This is a genomic window from Actimicrobium sp. GrIS 1.19, assembly GCF_035984655.1.
Classification (GTDB): Bacteria; Pseudomonadota; Gammaproteobacteria; order Burkholderiales; family Burkholderiaceae_D; genus Actimicrobium.
Genome location: NZ_JAXCHT010000004.1, coordinates 1 through 23,854 on the forward strand (window position 1 = coordinate 1; position 23,854 = coordinate 23,854).

A 23,854-nucleotide genomic window follows, 5' to 3' on the forward strand; every position below is an offset into this window, starting at 1 on the left:
TGTGCACTTTCCGCTTCTTTATTTCCGCCATTCGCCGCTACCCTAACGTGAGAAACATAGCTTAAACCGCTGTCTCAAATCGTGGGTCCACTTTAGGGGAAGTGTTGATGGCTATCTTGCTATAACGGTTATGCTTCGAAATAGGTTGGCCGGTATCGACGAATAAATCCGCGTTTCCCTAAGTCAGCGCCGTTCGCAAGCAACCTAGCTGGCGCGCGCCCTATCCGGGTCGCTGTGCGCCTCACGGCCCGCCAGCATGACCCGGTTGCGTCCTTGCTCCTTGGCCCGATACATCGCCTTGTCGGCCATGCGTGCAAACAGCTCGGGACTTTGCTCCTCATCCGGAACCAGCGCTACCACGCCGAAACTGGCGGTGACGCAGGCAACCGCAAGCGGCGTGCGCGCATGTGGCAACGCCAACGCTTGAAGTCCTGCCCGCATGCTCTCGGCGACATCCATCGCACTATCGACGTCGGTATCAGGAGCGAGCATGACAAATTCCTCGCCACCGTAGCGTGCCACCAAGTCAGTCGAGCGCCGTGCGTGCGACTGCAACATGCGGGCAACCTTCCGCAGGCAAATATCGCCATCCTGGTGGCCATAGTAGTCGTTGTAATTCTTGAAGTAGTCGATATCGAGCATGATCAGCGCTACCGGTTTTTTGCTGCGCGCAGCCCGGCTCAATTCCGCCAGCAGCACCTCGTCAAAGCGCCGGCGATTCGCGATGCCGGTCAAGCCGTCTGTCATGCTCAAGGTCGCCAGCTTCTGATTGGCCTCCTCCAGCGCATGCGTTCGCGATGCTACCCTTGCCTCGAGCTGCTCGTAGTCGAACCCGATTCGCTCGGCCATGTCATTGAATTTTTGCGTCAACACGGACAGTTCGTCGTTGCCCTCGGTTTCCATGCGGATGGCGTAATCGCCGGTCTCAGTGCGCTTCATGACCCCCACCAGTTTCTCAAGCGGCGACGAGATGGTGCGCGAAATAATGAACGCCAGGCCGATCGATCCAAAGAAGCAAATGAGGCCGATCACGGCCATCTTGTTGCGTACCGATTGCGCCTGCACCAGCAGATTATTGTAGGGAATGATGCTGACGACAAACCATTCGGTGCCGGAGATTTGCGTATAGGCGGCGACGAATTGAACGCCGTGTTCGCCCGCTCCCTGGTTCGCAGGCGGGTGCGCCGTGTAAGTCAAAAATCCATGCTGCTCCTGCTTTGCCATGTTGCTCCGGATATCCGCAAGCAACGTCTGATCGAGTCGCAACGTCGAAACGCGCGCCGGGTTCTCGCCAGACGCGATCAGGATATTGCCACTGCCTGCGTCAACAATGACCACGTCGCTATCGGCGCCCAGATCGACATCATTGAAAATGTTGGAAAAATACCCTGGCTGCAATCCAAGGAACAGACTGCCTGCAGGACGACCACTATTCTTGAGGTAGATATCGCGCACCATCACAACGCTGCTTTGTCCGACTGAGGTTTGGAGCGTCGTCCAATAGGTGCGGGTCTTCGGATGGGGGGATTTCTCGACCAGCTCTTCGACGGTGCCAGCGAGTTGCGGAAACACTTGCGAATCAATGATGCGGTATGTGTTGTCCAGAAAATATTTCTGATTGAAATGGGCGAACGACCCGTAGGTATTGAGCAGGATGCGGGTCAATTCGATTCGCGCCCGGGCACGATGCAGGGGATCATCGTCAGTGAAGTTGGCAAGCGCTGCCTGTACCGGATCCGACAGGACGACCGCTTCGCTGGCAGCATCGATCTGCGCCATCTGCAAGCGCACATTTTTTGCCACCTGCTTGATCACCTCGGTCGCGAAAATTCGCGTGTTTGACTGAATTGCCTTGGTGGATTCCTGATACGAAATCAAACCCGAAGCAAGCAGCGGCAACAGCGACAGGATGATGAACGAGCCCATCAACCGGTACCGAATGCCAATCTTGCGTAGCCAGGGCGTCAAGGTGAACAGATCGTGTTTTTGCATGCGTTGCGCCCGGTTATTTGTTTGTCTTTTCGGCTTCACCCTTGATCGACGCATCAAGGGAACTCGCGGCTTGCTGCGGCGTGATATTGCCGAACAAAACCTCCTGCATCAGGCTGTGGACCAATTCGAGGGTCGATGCAGGCAGGAATGCATAATACGGACTCGCGCTAACCGGCATTTGATTGACCACCCGCATGTACTCAGTCAGAGCGACATCGTTGACGACGACACCGTCAACCTGCTTCATTGCCGGAATATTTTGTCGCTTGTTTTGCTGGATTGAGAAGCCCTTGCCAACAATGAATTCCAGAAATGCCATGGCTTCCTTCCGGTTCGCCGCGTTGGCGACCGCAAATCCGGTCTCACTTCCGACCACCGGCACCGGCAACTTGCCAGCCGTGTTCCATGGCGGCATGAACAGACCGGTCTGAAATCCCTTGCCGTGCATGAGCAACCCGGCCGCCCACGTTCCGTGAAATGCCATCGCCGTTTTCCCCTCCGTGAACAGCTTGATTCCCTGATCGTAATTGGTGCTCATGAAGTCGTCTTGCACATACCCGCGCTGTGCGACCAATTTGATTTTGGAAAAGATGTCCGCTGTCGCGGCCGAATCAAGATTGAGGCTGCCATCGGCGATGCTCCGTTTCCAGTTGGCGTGCGCGCCGACAATATTGTTGGCGAAGCCGGAGCTGAACGGGCCATTGCCGAGCATGTTCGCAAAGCCGCCGTTCCACATGATCGGCGTGATGCCTGCCTTCTTCAATTTCTCGCAGACAGCCAGGAATTCATCAAAATTGGTCGGCAGGCTGCTGATGCCTGCGCGCTGAAACAGATCCTTGTTAAAGAAAATCGCTGTCGTAGCGACGCCCGCCGTAATCCCAAAGCGATGGTTGGCGGGGCTGGTCCAGTCCCCTTTCAGAGGCTCCAGCATATTGGTCCATGCGGCAGTGTCTCCCAAATCCATCAACAGCTTCTGGTCTGCGAGCCTCGCCGTGAAGGCATTCGGGTTGACCGACATCAGATCGGGCAACGCGCGCGAGCCAACTTTCGGCATGAGATTCTCCTCGACAGAGTTGCCAATCATGAATTGGACATTGACCCGTATCTGTGGATTTGCTTTGGTGAATTCTTCGGCGATCTGGTCCATTTCCCTTGGCCAGTCGGGCGCCCAGATCAAGGCCGTGATGAGCGTTTGCGGCTGGGCCAGCGCGGCTTTGCTTTCCCCCTTGTTTTCACAACTGGTCAGGCACGCTATCAGCATGGTAGCGATGATGAGGCGGCCGATGTATTCCGCGATGCTGTTGCTCACAAACTTCCCTGACGCGATGGTGTATGCAAAGCCGGATAGATCGAATGGATCCTTGCAATTTTGATGGAATGGGCGGTTCGAATGACTCTACATCACGAACTGCCATTGTGAGGCATGCCGAATGGCAATGTTGTCAAAGTGAAGCAAAATTTGCGCCGGGTGTGGCGAAATGGCTCCTTTTGATGTTCGGGCGGGCAGCCTTGCCAGTTTCCTGCCACAGGCTCATTCGCGTTCCGACCGCGACCGCTTTCGGCGATAATACGTCCCTCACCGATGTTGCCCACACACTCCAGATGACCACCAAATTCGCACCGCTAAAAAACGATACTTTCTTGCGCGCCTTGTTGCGCCAGCCGACCGAATACACGCCAGTCTGGTTGATGCGTCAGGCTGGCAGGTATCTTCCGGAGTACCGCGCCACGCGTGCCCGTGCCGGCTCCTTTCTGGGCCTTGCGAAGAATCCGGACTACGCCACTGAGGTCACCTTGCAGCCGCTGGACCGATTTCCGCTTGATGCGGCGATCCTGTTTTCCGATATCTTGACCGTGCCGGATGCGATGGGTCTGGGCCTGTATTTTGCAGACGGGGAAGGGCCAAAATTCGAACGTCCATTGCGCGACGAAGCGGCCGTGATGGCGTTGCAGGCACCCGATCTGGGCGCGCTGCAATATGTGTACGATGCCGTGACCCAGATTCGTGTCGAACTCAATGGGCGCGTGCCACTGATCGGATTTTCGGGCAGTCCATGGACGCTGGCCTGTTACATGGTGGAAGGCGGCGGCTCGGACGATTTTCATCGCGTTAAGACCATGCTCTATGATCGCCCGGACCTGATGCACCGGATTCTGGCAATTAACGCGACCGCCGTGGCCGGGTATCTCAATGCCCAGATTGCTGCTGGTGCGCAGGCGGTCATGATTTTTGACAGCTGGGGCGGTGCGCTGGCCGATGGCGCGTATCAAAAGTTTTCTCTCGACTACATGCGCCAGGTGGTGCAACAACTGCATCTGGAACAGGATGGCGTGCGCATTCCCTGTATCGCCTTCACCAAGGGTGGCGGTTTGTGGCTGGAGCAAATTGCTGATATTGGCGTCGATGCCGTGGGGCTGGACTGGACCGTGAATCTCGGGCGCGCGCGCGCCTTGGTCGGCGACCGGGTGGCGTTACAGGGCAATCTTGATCCTGTGGCATTGTTTGCCAAGCCGGAACAGATCCGGGCCGAAGTGCTCGCTGCGCTGACGTCATTCGGGGCGCCGTCGGCCGGTACCGGTCACGTGTTTAATCTTGGTCACGGCATTTCACAATTCACCCAGCCGGAGGCGGTCGCGGTGATGGTGGACGCCGTACATGAGATAAGCCGGGCGCAACGCTGAATCTGGCGGACTGTCAATATCGGTGGCCGCGAGAATTGGACGAACAGCGCGAATGTGCGATCTTATTCACAAAATTTGTATTGCATTAAATGAAATAGATTTTTTTCGCATTTTTATCAGTGGCAAAAGTGAGTTTTCCAAGTCATTGATTTTAAAGCATAAAATAGTTGCCTCCCGATGGTGCAATCAAGCGAGAGCCGCATCAGTATTGCCTTCCCGGCTTGTCAAGGGGCACTTGTCCACAAAGTTATCCACAGGTATTGTGGATAGCATGGAAAGAGCTTATTAATCTGATACTTATCGGAGTTTTGGATGTTCTACTTGATGTTTTCGGTCACGTATTGAAGCCCAAAAAACAGGAGGTCGAATTGACCTTTCACCGAATAAGTTGCTGTTAATGCAACTCTATTCCTGGGTCAGACAGGTTCGCCAATGACCCGCAAACCCAATTCTTGCCGCACCGGATTTCGTCACTTATGCACAAAATAAAACTTGTGCAGAGCAATACGAAATTGTTTGAAAAATTATTAAACGTGTTTGGAACCACTTTTTAAGTCATTGATTTAAAACGGTTAAAGTTTTGCTTTTCTTTTGCGCAATTTGTAGAGACCCGCATGATTATTGGGCTCGCGGGTTGTCAAGGTGCTGTTATCCACAAAGTTATCCACAGGCGCTGTGGATAGTTTAAAAAGTGCTTATGAAACTGGGTGTTAGGTCATTTCCTAAGGTATTACATTAAGTCGTGGAACATCAGATCCTGCAAATTGCGCTCGACGCCCCCCTTGACTTCTGCTTCGACTATCGCTGGCTGAGTGGGGAGGGCTGCGCGCCAGCGGTAATCGGCCAGATTGCGATCGTCCCGTTCGGTCGGCGAGAGGTTGCTGGGATGATTGTCGGCGTAACCCAGCACACCGATGTCCCTCCCGACAAGCTCAAGGACGCCCTGGCAGTGCATGTGCAATTGCCACCGCTGAACACCGAGTGGCTGGCGCTGTGCCGGTTTGCGGCGGATTATTACCAGCGGCCATTGGGGGAGGTGGTCATTCCGGCGCTGCCGAAAAATCTGCGCGGGCTGAAAACCATCTCGCTGGACCGGGCCCTGAAGAAGCTCGCCAAGCCCGGCTCCAGCCACGATTCGACGCCAGCGGATGTGCCGGCGTTAAACGCCTCACAGCAAGCTGCCGTGGATGCCATCGCCAGTGCGAGCGGCTTCGCGCCGCATTTGCTCTATGGCGTGACTGGCAGCGGCAAGACCGAGGTGTATCTGCAAGCGGCCGCACGCATCCTGAGCCGGCACGAGGACGCCGACAACCATGCGCAGATCCTGATTCTGGTACCCGAGATCAACCTGACGCCGCAGCTCGAAGGCAATATCCGCGCGCGTTTTCCCGGGGTGATGGTGGCCACGCTGCACAGTGGCCTGGCCGAGGGTGAGCGACTGGGCAACTGGCTCGCCGCCCATCTGGGCCAGGCCCGAATCATTCTCGGCACCCGGCTGGCGCTGCTGGCGTCGTTTCCCCATCTGAAACTGATCGTGATCGACGAAGAACACGACCCGTCCTACAAGCAGCAAGAGGGATTGCGCTATTCCGCGCGCGACCTGGCCGTCTGGCGCGCACGTCAGCTGGCGATTCCACTGGTGCTGGGATCGGCCACGCCGTCGCTGGAAAGCTGGCATCACGCGCAATCGGGCCGCTACCGCCAGCTGGACCTGCGTGAGCGGGCGGTGCGCGACGCCGTGCTGCCGACCGTGTCGCTGATCAATATGGAACACGACAAGCCGTTTGAGGGGATCACCGCGACCCTGTTGGCGGCCTTGAAACTGCGGCTGGAACGGGGCGAACAGTCGCTCCTGTTTCTGAACCGGCGCGGCTATGCTCCGGTGCTGGCATGCGACGCGTGCGGCTGGATCAGCAACTGTTCGCGCTGCACCGCCTTCATGGTGCTGCACAAGCCCGACCATCGATTGCGCTGCCACCATTGTGGCCTGGAGCAGCGCATCCCCAAATCCTGCCCGACCTGCGGCAATGTCGATATCCAGCCGCTCGGACGGGGTACGCAGCGGGTCGAAGAGGGTCTGCAGGCGTTGCTGCCGGAAGCGCGTCTGTTGCGGATCGATGCCGACTCGACCCGACTCAAGGGTAGTGCGCAAGCGGCGTTCGACAGCGTCCATCGGGGCGAGGTGGACATCCTGATCGGCACCCAAATGGTGGCCAAGGGGCACGATTTCCAGAACCTGACACTGGTCGGGATTCTTAATCCTGACACGGCGCTGTTCTCGCAAGACTATCGGGCCAGCGAACGGTTGTTCGCGCAACTGATGCAGGTAGCCGGTCGCGCTGGCCGTGTTGCGCAAAAGGAGGGCGGCAGCGTCAGCCAGGTCCTGATTCAAACGCGCTATCCGCAGCACCCGCTGTATGCGGCCATCATCGCGCACAATTACGACCGTTTTGCCAATACGCTGCTGGCCGAGCGTCGCCAGGCTGGTTTGCCGCCCTTCATTTATCAGGCGTTACTGCGCGCCGACGCGCGCGAACTATCGATTGCGCTCGAGTTTCTGAAGGCCGCGGCGGTCGCGGTGCAGCAAGACGGGATCATCATCAACGACCCGATTCCGATGACCATGACGCGGGTGGCCAATGTGGACCGTGCCCAACTGCTGATTGAATCCGTGTCACGTCCGGCATTGCAGGCATTTCTCAAAGTCTGGATCGACGCGATGCGTCAGATCAAGACCCGTGCGCGCTGGTCCGTGGAAGTCGATCCGGTCGATATCTGAGTCAGCGCGTCTAGCGCAGCTGGCCGTCCTGCACCATCTGGCGGATCAGCCGGATCGTATCGATATCGGCCTCTTCATAGGCCGAGCGACGATATTCGTTGTAGAAGGCGTCGACCGAATCGGCCGCCTCACTCTGACCATCATCGTAGGCAAAACGGACATAGAACACGTCCGGTTGCGGCTCCTCAATCGTCACCGTCAGGGACGATGCGGGGATATCCTTCTGCGCCGGCACCGAGTACAGAATCTGGTTCGGCGCCGCCAGCGTGACCACATCATTGATCACCAGGTCGCCGTACTGCAATGCGCGCGCAAAGCCAGTCTCGCTGCGCGCACTGATGGTGCAGCCATCCAGATAGGGCACGAACAGCTTCGGCATCTCGGCGCGCAGGACCAGGCCCTGCCAAAGCTGCGCGTGGGTCAGTACATCCACCAGCGAGAGCAGGGGTTGGTTGATTTCGATCAGATGATTGAATTGCATGTCAGCGCCATTTCAGATTCGGGAAAACGAGGCAACATGATAGCCGGGAAGCCGCTCTGCTTGCCAAGCCCGGAGTGCCGGAATATGCTCTGCGCTCGCAATGCCATTTCAACCATTTCCCGGAGCGCTGGATGCACACGATGAAGTTGCTGGCGGTACCCGCCATTTTGCTGGCGCTTGCCGGACTGTTGACGACCCCTGCGCGGGCCGCCGATACGGCAGCACTGCCGCAGGTGGCGTATGAAAAATACACCTTGCCCAACGGTCTCGATGTGATCCTGGTGGAAAACCACCGCTTGCCGCTGACCGCCGTCAATCTTTGGTACCACGTCGGTCCCGCCAACGAAGAGCCTGGCCTGACCGGCTTCGCGCACCTTTTCGAGCACATGATGTTCGCCGCATCGAAGCATGTGCCGCGCGGTAGCGCTGACAAATTGCTCGAAGGCGCCGGCGCCACGGACTCCAATGGCAGCACGGATTTTGACCGCACCAATTATTTCGACACGGTGCCGTCCAACCAGCTGGAGCTGGCCTTGTGGGTGCACGCCGACCGCATGGGTTACCTGCTTGATGTGCTGGATCAGAAGGCGTTGACCAACCAGATCGACGTGGTACGCAATGAGCGTCGCCAAAGCACCGAGAACACACCTTACGGGATTGTCGAAGAAGCGATGTTCCATCAGTTGTTCCCGAAGGAGCATCCGTACTACGCCAGCATCATTGGCTCGCACACCGACATCCAGTCCGCCAAACTGGGCGACATCAAGAATTTTTTCACCCGCTATTACCGTCCCAATAATGCCAGTCTGGTGATCGTCGGCGATCTCGATAAAGTGCGCACCAAGGCACTGGTGGCCAAATATTTCGGCAGCTTCAAGCGCGGGCCGGAAGTGGTCAAGCCGCATGTGGTGACACCCCCGATCACGGCCGAGCGCCGCATCGTGGTGACGGATCAGGTCGAACTGCCGCGCGTCTACAACGCCTGGCTCACCACGCCGGCCTATCAACCCGGCGACGCCGAACTGTCGATCGCCGGCCAGATCCTTGGCGGCGGAAAATCCAGTCGCCTGTACAAGAGCCTGGTCTATGACAAGCAGATTGCGCAGGAAGTCAGCGCCCAGCAGGCGTCCAATGGATTGACCTCGATGTTCGTGATCTCCGTGACCGCGCGGCCGGGACACGACGCGAAAGAGATCGAAGCCGCCATCAATGAGCAGCTGCAGAAATTGCGCACCGATGGTCCCGACGACAAGGAAGTCGAACGGGCCCGCAACACCATCGAAACCGCAATGCTGACGCGTCTTGAAAAAGTCGGTGGCGAAGGCATGGCCAATCAGCTCAATCAATACAACCAGTATCTCGGCGACCCCGGCTATCTGCCAAAGGACATCGAACGCTATCGCAAGGTCAGCGCGGCCGACGTCAAGCGGGTCGTCAACGCGCAACTGGGTGTCAATGCGCGGGTAGTGGTGTACGGCATACCTGGCCCGAAAGAGCTCGGCCCGGAAGTGCCGACACCTGCACTCGGCAAGATCGCTGCGGTGCCCAACACCTCGGTCAACAAGGACGAGCCATGGCGTCGCAAGGTGCCAAAAGGTGAGCCGCTGAAGGCCTTCGCGTTGCCTGAAGGCTCCCGGTTCAAGCTTGCCAACGGTTTGACCGTGATTCACAACTTCAATCCGGCCTTGCCGCTGGTCGCCGCCGAACTGGTGGTGCGCAGCGGCTCCGATGCCAATCCACTCGACAAGCCCGGTCTGGCCAGCTTCACTGCGCAAATGCTGGAAGAGGGCACCACCAGCCGCAGCGCACCGCAGATTGCCGACGAACTGGCGCAGCTCGGCGCATTCATGGGCGCGACTTCCAGCGCCGATGCGTCCACCGTATCGGCGTTGTCGTTGAAAGCCAATTTCGGCAAGACACTCGATCTGCTGGCCGATGTCACGCTGCGTCCGAGCTTCCCGGTCGAAGAAGTCGAGCGCAGCCGCAGCAGCCGGTTGGGCGAACTGAGTCAGGAACACGAAAACGCGCCGGCGGTCGCGGTGCGCATCGAACGGTTGGCGTTGTACGGCAAGCAGCATCCGTATGGCACTGTCGAGCTTGGCACCGAAGCCGCAATCAAGGGCACCGCCAAAGCCGACCTCGATGCATTCTGGAAGCAGCATTACGTGCCAGCCAATGCCGCCCTGGTGGTGTCCGGCGATATCACGCTGGAGGACTTGAAGGCGCTGGCGGAAACGCGTTTCGGCGCATGGAAAGGCGAGGGCGGGAAGGCCGTCAGCTTCGGTCCGGCGCAACCCACCGCGGCAAAAGTGGTGCTGGTCGACAAACCGGATGCACCGCAAACGGCAATCCGCGTGGCGACCATCGGCGTGGCGCGCGACTCGCCCGATTTCGCCGCATTGCAGGTGATGAACGCGGCGCTGGGCGGCCTGTTCACCAGCCGCATCAACTCCAACCTGCGGGAAGACAAGGGCTATACCTACGGCACCAAATCGGCCTTTGAATATCACCGCATGCCCGGTCCCTTTGCGGTTGCCGGCAGCATCCGGACCGATGTGACCGGCCCTGCCGTCGCAGAAATATTCAAGGAAGTTCGCGGCATGATCGCCCGGCCGATGGCCACTGGCGAACTGGCCAATGCACGCAATTCACAGATCCTGTCACTGCCGGGCCGCTTCGAAAATAACCAGAGCATTAGTGCGTCGCTGGCCAATATCTATATCTACGATCTGGGTCTGGACTATTACACGGGTTTGCCAAAACGCTTTGCCGCCGTCACCGGCGCGCAGACGCAGGCGGTCGCGGCGAAGTATCTGAAACCGGACAACCTGATCGTCATCGGCGTCGGCGACAAGGCCAAAATACTGCCGCAACTGGAAAAGCTGAAACTCGGCCCGGTCGAATTGCGCGACGCGGATGGCAACGTGTTGAAGTGATCCCACGCGGAAGCCCGGGATGAGCCGGACCGCCCGGCAAGCGGCGCGTGGCCGTTCGCCATACCGGCCGCGGCGCGGCCGCCCGCCAGACGCGTCTTGCCAGACGTTTTTATTGTGCGCGGCCAGCCGGGTCGTGCGGCATCAGGACATCGCGACCGGATGCGCGTCCAGCAGGCGCTCGAGGTCGCTTGCCGCGAGCGGCTTGCTGAACAAGAATCCCTGCATCTGATCACAATGGTGTTTGCGCAGGTAGTCTGCTTGCGCCGGGCTCTCAACACCCTCGGCAACGACAATCAATTTCAGGCTGTGGGCCATGCGAATGAGCATCACCGCGATGGTCGCATCGTCCTCGTTGGTGGTGATGTCGCGAATGAAGGCGATGTCGATCTTCAGTTTGTCGAGCGGGAAACGACGCAGGTAGGCGAGGCTCGAATAGCCGGTGCCGAAATCGTCAATCGAAATCTGAACCCCTTTTGCTTTCAGGTTGTGCATGATGGTCATGGTGCGTTCCGTGTTGACCATCAACGACCCCTCGGTCAGTTCGAGTTCGAGCAGCGCAGGGTCGATTGCAGTGTCACGCAACGCCGTGGCCACATCCGCTTCCAGGTCACCCTCAATGAATTGGCGCCCGGCGACGTTGACCGATACCTGCATCGGGCCGACGCCGTTCTCCAGCCACTGCGCGATTTGTCGACACGCGGCCTGGATGACCCAGCGCCCGACCTGCACAATCATGCCGGTCTCTTCCAGCACCGGAATGAACTCAACAGGTGACACCAGTCCATAACCAGGGCGCTGCCAGCGCAGTAACGCTTCGACGCCGACGACGGTATTGGTACTGAGCTCGACCTTCGGCTGATAGTGCAGGACGAACTCTTCGCGTTCTATCGCCGTGCGCAACGCGCTCTCCATCTCCAGGCGATCGAGTATTCGGGAATTCATTTCCGGCGTAAAGAACCGGACGGTATTGCATCCAGCCTGCTTGGCCTGCTGCATCGCGATGTCGGCATACTTGAGCAGCGTTTCGGGGTCAGTGGCGTCGTCCGGATGCACGGTAATACCGATACTGACGGTAATCTCGGTTGACTGGCCGCGTAACTCGAACGGAGCGCGCAGTTGCTCGCGCACCTTGGCGGCAGCCAGCGCCGCCGAGTCACAATCGGGAGTTACCGGGACGATCATGCCAAATTCATCGCCACCCAGCCGACCCAGCAAATCCCTGCCGTAACCGGTGCGCACCAAGCGCTTGCTCAACTGGCGCAGCAGTTCATCCCCACTCACCCGGCCGAGCGTGTCATTGATACTTCTCAGTTGGTCCACATCGATATGCAGCACCGCGACTTTCTCATTGCTTTTCGTTGCGCTGGCCAATGTGTTCTGCAGCGTTTCGTCGAACAACCTGCGATTTGGCAGGCCGGTCAGCGCGTCATAGTGGGCAAGTCGGCGCAGGTGGTGCTCTGCGCGCTTGCGCTCCGAGATGTCGCGTACGACGCTGACGATGATCCACTCGGTGCCGCTGCGGTGGGCATGTCGTTGCACTTCCACAGGGACGCTGGCATCGTCCTTGCGCCACAGCTTCCCTTCAGCCATCACGCTTCCACCCTGTTTATCGACGATGCTTTCGTACAGTAAATCAAGCTGCACACTGGTGGTTCCGGCCAAGCCGACCGGGCCCAGCTCCATCAATTCGGCATGGCTATAGCCGGACATCCTGCAGGCGGTGGCATTGACTTCGATAAAACGCAACGTGGCGCAGTCGATGAGCATGATCGCATCGGCGCTGGCATCCATCGCCGAGCGAAACCGCTGCAAATCTACTGCACGCATTTGTACTTGCTGTTCAAGAATGTTGCTGTGGTTTTGCAGGAAATCGGAGAGCGCCTTCATGCGCAACAGGTTGCGTACCCGCAGCCAGAGCTCGATGCGCTCGACCGGTTTGGCAAGAATGTCTTCGGCGCCGGCATTGAGGCCTTGAAGTCGATCCGCGTGATCACTGCGGGCGGTGACCATGATGATCGGGATGTTGGCCGTGGCCGGATTGCCTTTGAGGATGGCAGCGACTTCATATCCATTGAGGTCGGGCATCATGACATCCAGCAGAATCAGATCTGGTGCATGTTGTGCCACCGCCTCCAGCGCCGCTTTGCCACTATGAGCGGTAATGGTTCGATATCGCTCCGGCAGCAGGAAGGCTTCCAGGATTTCGCAGTTGATAGCCTGATCGTCGACAATAAGGACGGTTGGTTGGGGGGCATTCATTCAAATTGCTCCATATTGTCAGCGCTGAATTGCGGCCAATCCCATCCTTGGGGTTTCGCTTGCCGCATTGATCTCATTGACGCGAACTGTCGTACTCGTTTCGCAGGTGGCGTCTGACTCCGCTCTGATCTGCTTGAGCCGGACCGGGATCTTGGTCTCCACGGCGATCACAGGAGCTGCCGGTGCATTGATACTGATCGCAATGCGCCGGAATCACACAAACCACAGCCCGGATACCATTCCCTGAATCAGCGCTTTGGAGCAACAAGAGCGAAACGTGCTTGGCGAGCGAGCGCGAGAAACCAGCAAGTCATAAACACACTGACCAGTATGTCTGCATTGTTGACTAGGGGTAACATTTGTACGTATCACCTTGCACGCCGCGCCAACGACCATGGCGTCGTTACGGCGAGGGCTCCTTGGCGCGGAAGGCTTCCCGGTCGCTGGCGTCGAAGCTGCGTCCCGACGGTGCCCGCGCACAGAGACTCACGACCTTGGCCGGATTGGCAGGATGGTCATGCAGCAACTGAGGCGCCTCTGACCGCAATGTTCGAGGCGGTGGCGATCAGTTCGCCGCAAAGGCGATCCGGAGGCTGGAAGGCCGGTGCGGTGAAAACCGTCAGTCTTGGTCCAGCCCACACAATGGTCGCAAAAGTGATGCCGGTCGACAAACCACAGCACTGCAAACGGCGAAGCCGGTGGCGACAAGGCGAAGAGCTTGCCGCAGGTTGTGGGACTGAAACGCGGTCCGGTCGCATTGCGCGACGCGCAGGCCAATGTCGTCAGGTGAACCAGGCCCCGCCCTGGCGCGCCGACAGCGAGCCTTGCGTCAAGCGCGTGACGCCGTCGCCGATTGCGCCAGCAGCCGTTCCAGCGCGAGCGCTGGCAGCGGTTTGCTGAATAAATATCCCTGGATCTGATCGCAATGGTGGATGCGCAAATAGTGTGCTTGCGCGACATTCTCGACCCCCTCCGCCACCACGATCAATTTCAGGCTGTGGGCCATGCGGATGAGCATCACCGCGATCGCTGCATCCTCCTGGTTGGTGGTAATTTCGCGGATGAACGCGATATCGATTTTCAGCTTGTCGATCGGAAAACGGCGCAGGTAGGACAGGCTTGAATAGCCGGTACCAAAATCGTCAATCGAAATCTGAACGCCTTTTGCTTTCAGGCTGTGCATGATGCCCATGGTGCGTTCCGTGTTGGCCATCAACGACCCTTCAGTCAACTCCAGCTCCAGCAGCGCGGGTGCAATCGCGTTCCCGCGCAGCGCCTCGGTCACATCGGCTTCCAGATCCCCTTCGATGAATTGCCGTCCGGAGATGTTGACCGATACTTGCATGGGACCGGTGCCGTTTTCCAGCCATTGCGCGATTTGTCGACAGGCGGCGTGGATGACCCACCGTCCAACTTGCACAATCATCCCGGTTTCTTCGAGGATGGGAATGAAGTCTGATGGCAAGACCAGTCCGTAACCTGGACGTTGCCAGCGCAGAAGCGCCTCGACGCCCACAATGCGGTCGCTGGAAAGCGCGACTTTCGGCTGATAGTGCAGCACGAACTCGTCGCGCTCGATGGCTGTGCGCAGGGCGCTTTCCATCTCCAGCCGGTCGAGTATTCGCGCATTCATTTCAGCCGTAAAAAACCTGACCGTGTCGCAGCCGGCCTGCTTGGCATGTTGCATGGCGGTTTCGGCATAGTTCATCAGCGCTTCCGGATCGGCGGCGTCGTCCGGATACATCGAAATGCCAATGCTGGCGGTGATCATGACGGTTTGGTCATCCAGCTCGAATGGCGCACGCAACTGCTCGCGCACTTTGTCGGCGGTGAGCGCTGGCGCGTCCATGTCGTGCGTAATGGGGATGATCAAGCCAAATTCATCGCCACCAATGCGGCCGAGCGTCTCCCTGCCGTAACCGGTGCGCACCAGCCGATTGCTGAACTGTCGCAGCAGTTCATCGCCGCTGGCGCGGCCGAGCGTGTCATTGATATTCTTGAGTTGATCCAGATCCACACATAGAACCGCAACCATACGGTCAATGTTGTTCGACAGTGCCTTGCGCAACGTGTCGTCGAACAGCGTGCGGTTTGGCAGGCCGGTCAAGGCGTCGTAGTGGGCCAGCAGGTGCAGGCGTTGCTCCGCCTGCTTGCGCTCGGAGATGTCGCGCACGACGCTGACGATGATCCAGTCGGCGCCGCTGCGATGCGCATGGCGTTGCACTTCGACTGGCAAGATGGTGCCGTCCTTGCGCCGTAAATTACCCTCTGCCGTGACGCTCCCGCCCCGTTTTTCGACGATATTGTCGTAGACCAGATCAAGCTGTCCGATCGTGGTCGCGGCCAATCCGACCGGGCCGATATCCATTAGCTCCTCAGGGGTGTAGCCGGACATGCGACTGGCGGTGGCATTGACTTCAATAAAGCGTCGGGTAGCGCGGTCGATCAGCAGGATGGCGTCGGCACTCGCATCCATCGCGGAGCGGAAGCGTTGCAAGTCAACCGCGCGCAGTCGTATCTGGTGCTCGAGAATGTTCCGGTGGCTCTGCAGGAAATCGGTAAAGGCCTTCAGGCGCAACAGGTTACGTACGCGCAACCACAGTTCGATGCGCTCCACCGGTTTGGTGAGAATTTCCTCCGCGCCGGCGTTCAGAGCCGCAAGGCGATTCGCGCGGTCACGGCGGGCGGTCACCATAATGATAGGAATGGCGGCTGTCGCGGGGTTTTCCTTCAGGATGGCAGCTACCTCGCAGCCATTGAGCTGCGGCATGACCACGTCGAGCAGAATCAGGTCGGGAGGATATTCGGCGATCGCTTTCAGCGCCGCCGCGCCACCCAAGGCAGTGACGGTGCGATATCCTTCCGGCAACAGCAACGCTTCCAGCAGCCGGCAACTGGCGATGTCGTCATCGACGATCAGGATCGTGGGCAAAGTCAGATCGGCCATCAGAACGGTTCCGCTTCGTCGTTGTTGTCCTGTGGATGATTCAACCTGCCATCGATCATGGCCAGCAGCGTTTCTCCGCCGTGAATGATCTCGCCCAGGTACTCTTTCTGGGTCGGATTCAGCGGTCCGACGAGTTCGTCCCGGAGCAGTTCGGCGAAACCAAGCACCGCATTGAGCGGCGCACGCAAATCATGCGACAACATTGCCAGCGAGGCCGCAGCCACAAGACTGTCTTGATCTGGTTCGGTGCTTCTTTCCGACATGGCTCCCTTTCAGCAAAACCATGAACAAGCGCAACAACAGATGGCATGGACCAGATGCGGATCCGGCGGTTTAGTGGGATGACGCTAAGTGCCGGCGCAACCACCGAGGGTGGTCCGAGGCGTTACGTATCCTAAAATTCTTCCCAATCGGTGGCGACGGCAGTGCGCTCGGATTTCGCAAGCGGCAGTGCTTTCTGTGGTTTGGCCCGGCGCACGGCCACGACACTGTTCGACGCGCTTTTGCGTGGCGACCGTTCGGCGGCAGCAAGCACTGGCTGACTGCGTTGATCCAGCGTGAAGACACTCACGACCTGGGCCAGATTGGCGGCCTGATCCTGCAGCGACTCGGCGGCAGCGGCGGCCTCTTCGACCAGCGCGGCGTTCTGCTGGGTGACCTGGTCCATCTGCACCACGGCGGTATTGACCTGTTCGATGCCGGCGGTTTGCTCGGTGCTGGCGGCCGAAATCTCGGCCATGATGTCGGAGACGCGCTTGATGCTGTCGACCACCTCGCCCATGGTGGTGCCGGCCTGGTCGACCAGACGGGTACCGGCGTCGACCTTGTCGACCGAGTCGCCGATCAGGGTCTTGATTTCCTTGGCGGCAGCGGCGCTGCGCTGGGCCAGATTGCGCACTTCGGCGGCCACCACGGCAAAGCCACGGCCCTGCTCGCCGGCCCGGGCCGCTTCGACTGCGGCATTGAGCGCAAGAATATTGGTTTGAAAGGCGATGCCGTCGATGACGCTGATGATGTCGACGATCTTGCGCGACGAGTCATTGATCGAGCCCATGGTGGCGACCACTTGCGACACCACCGCGCCGCCCTTGACGGCCACATCCGACGCGGTGGCGGCCAGTTGATTGGCCTGGCGTGCGTTGTCGGCGTTCTGCTTGACGGTGGAGGTCAGTTCTTCCATCGACGAGGCGGTCTCTTCGAGCGAGGCGGCCTGCTCCTCGGTGCGCGAGGACAGGTCCATGTTGCCGGCGGCGATCTGGCTGGAGGCGGTGGCGATGGAATCGGTGCCGGTGCGCACCTGGCCGACAATGCGCAGCAGGTTCTCGTTCATGTCCTTGAGTGCCTGCAGCAGGCGCCCGGTCTCGTCGGTGCCGCTGACGACGATCTCGCTGGTCAGATCGCCGGCGGCGACGCGCTGGGCCACCTGCAAGGCGCGCTGGATTGGGGTGGTAATCGAACGGGTAATCAGATACGCAAAGGCCAGGCCGACCAGCAGCGCCGCGATCGCCAACCCGATGACGGCGGTGCGGCCGCTCTGGTATTGCTGGTTTGCCGCGTTGGCGCTTGCATCCATGGTCTTGCGCTGGGCTTCCTGGAAATCGCGAATGCTGTCGAGGTACTTGCCCAGCTTTGGCGTCATTTCGTCGGTAACGATTTTCATGGCGCCATCGAGATTGCCTGCAGCCTTTTCCTTGAACGCAGCGGCCCGTGCGACTTGATACGCGGCGCGCCGCTCACCAATCGACTCAACCATCGCCGTTGCTTCGGGCGTGGTTAATTCGCCGCGAATGGTCTGCTGCAGGGTCGTGATTTCGCCGCTAAAACCGGCGATGGCATCGAGGAAGAACTTCTCTGACGTCGGGTCAGACACCTTGACGGCGGCAAAGGTGCGCGCAGCATTGATCTCGACAATGGTCGCCCAGCGTGCTGTACGGCGCTCATTTTTGTAAGCCCTGGTTGGTGATCTCATTCAATGCCGCACCCACAGACTGCAGGCGCCAGATGCTGACCCCGGCCAGGATTATCAGAAGAATCAGGACGATGCCAAAGCCGACTGCAAGGCGGCTTCCGACGTTCAGGTTGGAGAATTTCATGTGCATATTCCTGTCAGTGAACGGCTGCGGCACGGCAAAAAAGGGCCATTTGGAGAGATGGCGCCAGCAGCGGTTATTTTTTCTAAAAAGTAAATTTCTATTTCCACAGTATATTGTCTTCTTTTGCCGAAAGTAATAATTTAATTGTTTTACACGATTATTTTAATTATTTTGTGGCGGAATTGCCTTTGCAAAATGTCATCCAGTCGCCAGGTTGCGCTTCGCCAATCCAGGCGCGGAACACGTGACGCAGGCAGGGCGCCATCGTTGCCGAACAGCTCGCCAACAGGTAACCACGACAATCACTTCAGCACGGGCGAACCACCCAGGCCAGGCTGTACAATCCCACCCTTGCTTCGCCACCTCCCTTTCGCATGTCTTCGACTCCCCCGTTTGGCCTGAACGCGCCGCAGCGCGACGCCGTGAATTATCTCGATGGGCCGTGCCTGGTGCTGGCTGGCGCCGGGTCGGGCAAGACTCGCGTGATCACGCAAAAGATTGCCCATCTGATCGAAGATTGCGGCTACGAAGCCAGGCATATCGCCGCGCTGACCTTTACCAACAAGGCCGCGCTGGAAATGCAGGAGCGCATCGCCAAATTGCTGAAAGCGCCAAAGCAGGCCAAGCAGCTCACGGTCAGTACGTTTCACTCGCTCGGCGTGAAGATCCTGCGCCAGGAGGCGCGCGAACTGGGTTTGAAGGACCGTTTTTCGATCATGGACAGCGACGACTGCTTTTCGCTGGTGCAGGATCTTGCCGTCACCACGGACAAGCAATTGATCCGGCGCATTCAGGGTGCCATGTCGCTGTGGAAGAACGGTCTGATCGATCCCGACACCGCGCTGAAACAGGCGGTGGATGAGGACGAAGCCCAGGCCGCGCGCATCTACCGCAGTTACGTTGCGACCTTGTCGGCCTACCAGGCGGTGGATTTTGACGACCTGATCCGCCTGCCGGTTGAGCTGTTTCGCAGCCATGACGCGGTGCGCGACAAGTGGCAGCGGCGCCTGCGCTATCTGCTGGTGGATGAATATCAGGACACCAACACCTGCCAGTACGAGCTGGTCAAGTTGCTGGTCACCGGCATCGGCAAGAAGCCGTTGTTTACGGCGGTCGGCGACGATGACCAGGCCATCTATGCGTGGCGCGGCGCCACCATCGAGAACCTGAAGACGCTGCAAGTTGATTTTCCGGATCTGAAAGTCATCAAGCTGGAACAGAATTACCGCTCCAGTACGCGCATCCTCAGCGCCGCCAACGCCGTCATCGGCAATAACCCGAAGCTGTTCGACAAATCGCTGTGGTCCGAACACGGGCTCGGCGACCCGGTCAAGGTGATGGCGATGGAGGACGATGAAACCGAAGCCGACCAGGTGGCCATTACGCTGTCGGCGCACCGATTCGAACGGCGCGCCAAGTTTTCCGATTACGCCATCCTGTACCGCGGCAACCATCAGGCGCGGGTCTTCGAAAAGGCACTGCGGCGGGAACGCATTCCGTACACCATGTCGGGCGGGCAGAGTTTTTTTGATCGCGCCGAGATCAAGGACATCATCAGTTATTTGCGGTTGATTTCGAACGGCGACGACGATCCGGCATTCATCCGCGCGGTGACCACGCCCAAGCGCGGTGTCGGCCAGTCGACGCTCGAGGTATTGGGCGCCTTCGCCGGGCAGTGGCAATGCTCGCTGTTCGAGGCGGTCTTCAAGGGCGGCCTCGAATCGAAACTGCCCGACCGGCAACTCAAGCCGTTGCGCGACTTCTGCAATTTCATCAACCAGCTCGAAGCGCGCGCCAGCCGAGCGGGCGCCGCCAATAGTGGCGACGATGCCGGCAGCGTCCTCGATGACATGATGAAAGAGATCGATTACGAGCACTACCTGTACGACAACTTCGATGACCGTCAGGCACAGAGCAAGTGGCAGAACGTCATTGATTTCACCAGCTGGCTGAAGGAAAAGGGCAGCGGCGGCAAGGATGGCGACGGACCGGAAAAGAGCCTGCTCGAATTGACCCAGATGGTGGCGCTGATGACCATGCTCGAAGGCCGCGATGAAGAGCCCGACGCCGTGCGCATGTCCACGCTGCACGCGTCAAAAGGACTGGAATTTCCGCACGTCTTCCTGGTCGGGGTTGAGGAAGGCATCCTGCCGCACAAGGGCGATCCGGACGCACCCTTCGAGACGATGGGCGCGCGCATCGAGGAAGAGCGGCGCTTGATGTATGTCGGCATCACGCGCGCGCAACGCTCGTTGCATGTGACCTGGTGCAAGCGGCGCAAACGTGCGCGCGAAAGCATCAACTGCGAAATATCGCGCTTCATTGGCGAGATGAAACTCGACGAAGGCGACGCTGTGCCGACCGAGGCCGAGATCATCACGCCGCAGAACCGGCTGGCGAATCTGAAGGCGCTGTTGCAGAAGCCGCGCGTCGGATAAGCCACGTCGCGCGCGACGCTCAACGTGTCGGTGGTGCGCGGCGCACGATCTTCGTCATCATTTCGAGACCGCCATGGTTCGCCTTGCCCTCCGTGCGATTCAACGGGCGCGGTCGAAGTACAGCACACAGCCTGAATTCCGCTCGCACTTCCAATGCATCGATCGCGGCTGGTCCCTCCTGTGATCCCGGCGCCTGCGGGCTAGCCCGGTGGCACCCCCGGATGAGCCGGCATCGCGCGACAAATCTTGCCCAGTAGACATGAGGCCATGTCGCCCTTAAACTCGGCAACTTGTCGTGAACGCAAAGCATGGCTCGCGCCGACAAGCCCGACGCGGTGATGGTGGTAGTAACGTCTTTCACGTCTGTTCCGCACTGTGTATATGTACAGCATCATGCCCAATCCATTGGCATGCCGGCTTGCGAATAATCAAGCCGGGAGTCCTGAGAAAGAAAAGCGCCATGCATCCAGCATCAATGTCCCTCTTCCTGATGACCCTTTGCGCGGGCGCCGTCCATGCCGCGCCTGATGAAGACAAGCTCGGCAAGGCGCAGGGCTACCCGGTCGGCACGCGCATGAACTGGTTCACCGACGAATCCGTGCGCGTCGGTTCATTTACCCATCAAGCGGAAATCGACGGTATCCAGCGCGGTGGCGTCAATGCCCTCCAGCCATCGGCGCGCCCCATGCCACTGCCGCAGGCGAGCCGCGAGCCGGTGTTGCGCTGGAACGTCGATCAATATCGCAATCTGACCGTGGACGACTACCTCGACCGCCAGCGCGTGATGGGACTGATGATCATCAAGGATGGCGTGGTGCAGGTGGAACGCTACCAATACGGGCGCACTGCACAAGACCGGTTTCTGTCGAACTCGATGTCCAAGTCGATCGTTGCGCTGGCCATCGGCATGGCCGTGCAGGAGGGCCTGATCGCCTCACTCGACGAGCGCGCCGATCACTACGCGCCGAAGATCGCCGGCACGCTGTACGGCGAAACCACGATCCGCAATTTATTGCGCATGGCGTCGGGTGCGCGCTTTACCGAGCGTTACGATGGCAAGGACGATATGGCACGCTTTGGCACGGCGTCCGGCCGTGACGGCCTGGAGGCGGCGGCCCGGGTCGTCACCGAGCGCGACTTTGCGCAGGGCGTCCATTTCAATTACGCCAGCGCGGAAACCGCCATGCTGGGCGCCGTGTTGCGCGGCGCCACCGGCGGCAGCCTCAGCGACTATCTGAGTACACGGCTGTGGCAGCCAATCGGTGCCGAAACGTCGGCGTTGTGGCGCACCGACAAGACCGGGCTGGAAGTCGCCGCCGGCAATTTCAATGCAACGCTGCGGGATTACGCCAGGCTCGCCATCGTCCTGGCCAACGATGGCGTGCGCCCGGACGATCCGGCCAAAGCGCAGATCATCCCGCGTGAATTCCTGCTTGATGCGACCGACTGGCAGCGCGTGCCCGAGGCGTTCCGACCCGGTCAGGCGGCACCGTATTACGGCTATGGCTACAAGTTCTGGCTGTTCCCCGGCAAGACCCGCCGCTTCGCCATGCTGGGTGTGTACGGACAAATGATCTTCATCGATCCCGGGCAAAAACTGGTGATGGTGCAAACCTCGGCGAACGCCACTGCCAAGACCGGCCAAACCACATTGGCGCGCGACGCCGACGCCTTCTGGCGCGGCGTGGTGCAGCACTACGGGACATGGTGAGGACGGCTTTCGCTCCGTACCGCCTTTCGTACTACCTTGCAGTCTCTTTTTTCACCTACCGAAAGAATCCATGCCTGTTCCCTATTTGCATCACGCCAGTGCGCTTTGCCTGTTGACGGTCGCGGCCGCCTGCGCGTTCGCGGCCGATGGTCCGCACCAGATTACCGCCATCAAGGCCGGCAAACTGATTGATGTCGAGGCTGCCCGGGTGCTGAACGATCAGGTCATCCTCATTGATGGCGAGCGCATCAGCGCGGTCGGCCCGGCGGCTTCGACGCCGATTCCCGCCGGCGCGCAGGTGATCGACCTGTCCCAATCGATGGTCCTGCCCGGCCTGATCGACGCGCACACCCACCTCACCAGCAACCCGCATGAACATGGCTACATCGGTCTGGGCACCTCGAAGATTCGCGCCGCGTTATATGGCGTACGTGCTGCCCGAGATACGCTCAACGCCGGCTTCACGACCGTGCGCAACGTTGGCGCGGAGGGCTTCGGCGATGTCGCGCTGCGCGATGCCATCAACGACGGCGACACGCCTGGTCCGCGCATGCAGGTGTCGGGGTATGCACTCGGCATCAAGGGCGGGCACTGCGATAACAACCTGCTGCCGCCGGAGTACAACGACACCGGCGCCGGCGTGGCCGACGGTCCGTGGGCGGCCCGCACCAAGGTGCGCGAAATGGTCAAGTTCGGCGCCGACATGATCAAGATCTGCGCCACTGGCGGGGTACTGTCGAAAGGCGATGAAGCCGGCGCGCAGCAGTACACACTGGAAGAAATGCAGGCCATTGTCGATGAAGCCCACAAGCTCGGTCGCAAGGTCGCGGCGCACGCCCACGGTACCAGCGGCATTCGCGATGCGATTCTGGCCGGGGTCGATTCGATCGAACATGCGAGCCTCATCGATGCCGACGGCATCCGTCTGGCGAAGCAGAAAGGCACCGTGCTGGTGATGGATATTTACGACGACGATTACATCTTGGCCGAGGGCGAGAAGGCCGGCTTCCTGCCCGAGTCACTGGAAAAGGAACGCAAGATCGGCCAGCTGCAGCGCGATAATTTTCGTCGCGCGCTGGTCGGTGGTGACCGCATGGCATTCGGCACCGACGCAGGCGTGTATCCGCATGGCGACAACGCCAGGCAGTTTTTCTACATGGTCAAGTACGGCATGACCCCGATGCAGGCGATTCGCTCGGCGACCATCGATGCGGCCGATCTGATGGGCTGGAAAGACCGGATCGGCAGCATCAAGGCGGGCAAGTTTGCCGACATCATTGCGGTTGACAAGGATGCGACTGCCGATGTCACGGTGTTGACCAGCGTCGCATTCGTGATGAAAGGCGGGCAGGTGGTGCATACCGCGGCGGCGCGCTAGCGGCGAGGCGCTGAGGCCGCGCCCACGCTGGGCTGCGGCGGTTTCGGCGTCGCCAAAACGGCATTTTCATGCTGGGGAAAGATGTAAGGAAAGGATACGACAGGGCGATCCGGCTGAACTTAGCGCAACGGCACCGTGTCAGTCAGGCATGACCGCAT

General features: G+C 59.4%; 15 protein-coding genes. 7 read left to right on the forward strand and 8 right to left on the reverse strand.

Annotation, left to right across the window (positions count from 1 at the left end; all coding sequences use genetic code 11):
• Positions 1-204: 204 nt before the first annotated feature.
• Both RCH09_RS04450 and RCH09_RS04455 read right to left on the reverse strand, forming a co-directional pair.
• The gene (locus tag RCH09_RS04450; RefSeq protein WP_326939847.1) at positions 205-1,992 is read right to left on the reverse strand and encodes a sensor domain-containing diguanylate cyclase; all 1,788 of its coding nucleotides are present in this window, start codon (positions 1,990-1,992) and stop codon (positions 205-207) included.
• Between the two features lie 13 nt (positions 1,993-2,005).
• Positions 2,006-3,139 carry an ABC transporter substrate-binding protein gene (locus tag RCH09_RS04455; protein WP_326940058.1) on the reverse strand — a complete coding sequence of 378 codons (1,134 nt, stop codon included), beginning with the start codon at positions 3,137-3,139 and terminating at the stop codon, positions 2,006-2,008.
• Between RCH09_RS04455 and RCH09_RS04460 the strand changes: the two genes are divergently transcribed.
• The 3 genes from RCH09_RS04460 (at position 3,075) to RCH09_RS04470 (ending at position 7,453) form a co-directional block, all read left to right on the forward strand.
• Complete coding sequence (locus RCH09_RS04460) at positions 3,075-3,365, forward strand: hypothetical protein (RefSeq protein WP_326940068.1); 291 nt, start codon at positions 3,075-3,077, stop codon at positions 3,363-3,365. The genes RCH09_RS04455 and RCH09_RS04460 overlap by 65 nt on opposite strands.
• Positions 3,366-3,594: 229 nt before the next feature.
• Positions 3,595-4,674, forward strand: coding sequence for a uroporphyrinogen decarboxylase (hemE, locus tag RCH09_RS04465; protein ID WP_326939848.1), 1,080 nt, complete (start codon positions 3,595-3,597; stop codon positions 4,672-4,674).
• 742 nt (positions 4,675-5,416) lie between these two features.
• Positions 5,417-7,453 carry a primosomal protein N' gene (locus RCH09_RS04470; RefSeq protein WP_326939849.1) on the forward strand — a complete coding sequence of 679 codons (2,037 nt, stop codon included), beginning with the start codon at positions 5,417-5,419 and terminating at the stop codon, positions 7,451-7,453.
• 10 nt (positions 7,454-7,463) lie between these two features.
• Here RCH09_RS04470 and RCH09_RS04475 read toward each other — a convergent pair whose 3' ends face one another.
• Positions 7,464-7,934: an SRPBCC family protein gene (locus RCH09_RS04475; protein ID WP_326939850.1), complete on the reverse strand. Its 471-nt coding sequence runs from the start codon at positions 7,932-7,934 to the stop codon at positions 7,464-7,466.
• Between the two features lie 131 nt (positions 7,935-8,065).
• Between RCH09_RS04475 and RCH09_RS04480 the strand changes: the two genes are divergently transcribed.
• The gene (locus RCH09_RS04480; RefSeq protein ID WP_326939851.1) at positions 8,066-10,870 is read left to right on the forward strand and encodes a M16 family metallopeptidase; all 2,805 of its coding nucleotides are present in this window, start codon (positions 8,066-8,068) and stop codon (positions 10,868-10,870) included.
• Between the two features lie 141 nt (positions 10,871-11,011).
• On the opposite strand, the gene RCH09_RS04485 is transcribed toward RCH09_RS04480, so the two are convergent.
• From RCH09_RS04485 to RCH09_RS04505, 5 genes are all read right to left on the reverse strand, one after another.
• Complete coding sequence (locus RCH09_RS04485) at positions 11,012-13,129, reverse strand: putative bifunctional diguanylate cyclase/phosphodiesterase (protein WP_326939852.1); 2,118 nt, start codon at positions 13,127-13,129, stop codon at positions 11,012-11,014.
• A gap of 829 nt (positions 13,130-13,958) precedes the next feature.
• Positions 13,959-16,076 carry a GGDEF/EAL domain-containing response regulator gene (locus RCH09_RS04490; RefSeq protein WP_326939853.1) on the reverse strand — a complete coding sequence of 706 codons (2,118 nt, stop codon included), beginning with the start codon at positions 16,074-16,076 and terminating at the stop codon, positions 13,959-13,961.
• Complete coding sequence (locus RCH09_RS04495) at positions 16,076-16,339, reverse strand: histidine kinase dimerization/phospho-acceptor domain-containing protein (RefSeq protein WP_326939854.1); 264 nt, start codon at positions 16,337-16,339, stop codon at positions 16,076-16,078. The genes RCH09_RS04490 and RCH09_RS04495 overlap by 1 nt, the downstream gene beginning before the upstream one ends.
• 131 nt (positions 16,340-16,470) lie before the next feature.
• Positions 16,471-18,045, reverse strand: coding sequence for a methyl-accepting chemotaxis protein (locus RCH09_RS04500; protein WP_326939855.1), 1,575 nt, complete (start codon positions 18,043-18,045; stop codon positions 16,471-16,473).
• Positions 18,014-18,169 carry an MCP four helix bundle domain-containing protein gene (locus tag RCH09_RS04505; protein WP_326939856.1) on the reverse strand — a complete coding sequence of 52 codons (156 nt, stop codon included), beginning with the start codon at positions 18,167-18,169 and terminating at the stop codon, positions 18,014-18,016. The genes RCH09_RS04500 and RCH09_RS04505 overlap by 32 nt, the downstream gene beginning before the upstream one ends.
• Before the next feature lie 374 nt (positions 18,170-18,543).
• On the opposite strand from RCH09_RS04505, the gene RCH09_RS04510 reads away from it, so the two are divergent.
• The 3 genes from RCH09_RS04510 to RCH09_RS04520 all read left to right on the forward strand — a co-directional run bounded on the left by RCH09_RS04510 (position 18,544) and on the right by RCH09_RS04520 (position 23,696).
• Positions 18,544-20,607 carry a UvrD-helicase domain-containing protein gene (locus tag RCH09_RS04510; RefSeq protein WP_326939857.1) on the forward strand — a complete coding sequence of 688 codons (2,064 nt, stop codon included), beginning with the start codon at positions 18,544-18,546 and terminating at the stop codon, positions 20,605-20,607.
• Between the two features lie 460 nt (positions 20,608-21,067).
• Entirely contained in the window at positions 21,068-22,318 is a 1,251-nt protein-coding gene (locus RCH09_RS04515) for a serine hydrolase domain-containing protein (protein WP_326939858.1), read from the forward strand.
• 70 nt (positions 22,319-22,388) lie between these two features.
• Positions 22,389-23,696 carry a Xaa-Pro dipeptidase gene (locus RCH09_RS04520; RefSeq protein WP_326939859.1) on the forward strand — a complete coding sequence of 436 codons (1,308 nt, stop codon included), beginning with the start codon at positions 22,389-22,391 and terminating at the stop codon, positions 23,694-23,696.
• Positions 23,697-23,854 lie beyond the last annotated feature (158 nt).

Excerpts from the sequence above, each read along its gene's own strand:
- RCH09_RS04450 (WP_326939847.1), bottom strand. The coding sequence starts at position 1,992 with ATGCAAAAACACGATCTGTTCACCTTGACGCCCTGGCTACGCAAGATT.
- RCH09_RS04460 (WP_326940068.1), top strand. The coding sequence starts at position 3,075 with ATGAATTGGACATTGACCCGTATCTGTGGATTTGCTTTGGTGAATTCT.
- RCH09_RS04455 (WP_326940058.1), bottom strand. The coding sequence starts at position 3,139 with ATGGACCAGATCGCCGAAGAATTCACCAAAGCAAATCCACAGATACGG.
- hemE (WP_326939848.1), top strand. The coding sequence starts at position 3,595 with ATGACCACCAAATTCGCACCGCTAAAAAACGATACTTTCTTGCGCGCC.
- RCH09_RS04475 (WP_326939850.1), bottom strand. The coding sequence starts at position 7,934 with ATGCAATTCAATCATCTGATCGAAATCAACCAACCCCTGCTCTCGCTG.
- RCH09_RS04480 (WP_326939851.1), top strand. The coding sequence starts at position 8,066 with ATGCACACGATGAAGTTGCTGGCGGTACCCGCCATTTTGCTGGCGCTT.
- RCH09_RS04485 (WP_326939852.1), bottom strand. The coding sequence starts at position 13,129 with ATGAATGCCCCCCAACCAACCGTCCTTATTGTCGACGATCAGGCTATC.
- RCH09_RS04490 (WP_326939853.1), bottom strand. The coding sequence starts at position 16,076 with ATGGCCGATCTGACTTTGCCCACGATCCTGATCGTCGATGACGACATC.
- RCH09_RS04495 (WP_326939854.1), bottom strand. The coding sequence starts at position 16,339 with ATGTCGGAAAGAAGCACCGAACCAGATCAAGACAGTCTTGTGGCTGCG.
- RCH09_RS04500 (WP_326939855.1), bottom strand. The coding sequence starts at position 18,045 with ATGAGATCACCAACCAGGGCTTACAAAAATGAGCGCCGTACAGCACGC.
- RCH09_RS04505 (WP_326939856.1), bottom strand. The coding sequence starts at position 18,169 with ATGAAATTCTCCAACCTGAACGTCGGAAGCCGCCTTGCAGTCGGCTTT.
- RCH09_RS04510 (WP_326939857.1), top strand. The coding sequence starts at position 18,544 with ATGTCTTCGACTCCCCCGTTTGGCCTGAACGCGCCGCAGCGCGACGCC.
- RCH09_RS04515 (WP_326939858.1), top strand. The coding sequence starts at position 21,068 with ATGCATCCAGCATCAATGTCCCTCTTCCTGATGACCCTTTGCGCGGGC.
- RCH09_RS04520 (WP_326939859.1), top strand. The coding sequence starts at position 22,389 with ATGCCTGTTCCCTATTTGCATCACGCCAGTGCGCTTTGCCTGTTGACG.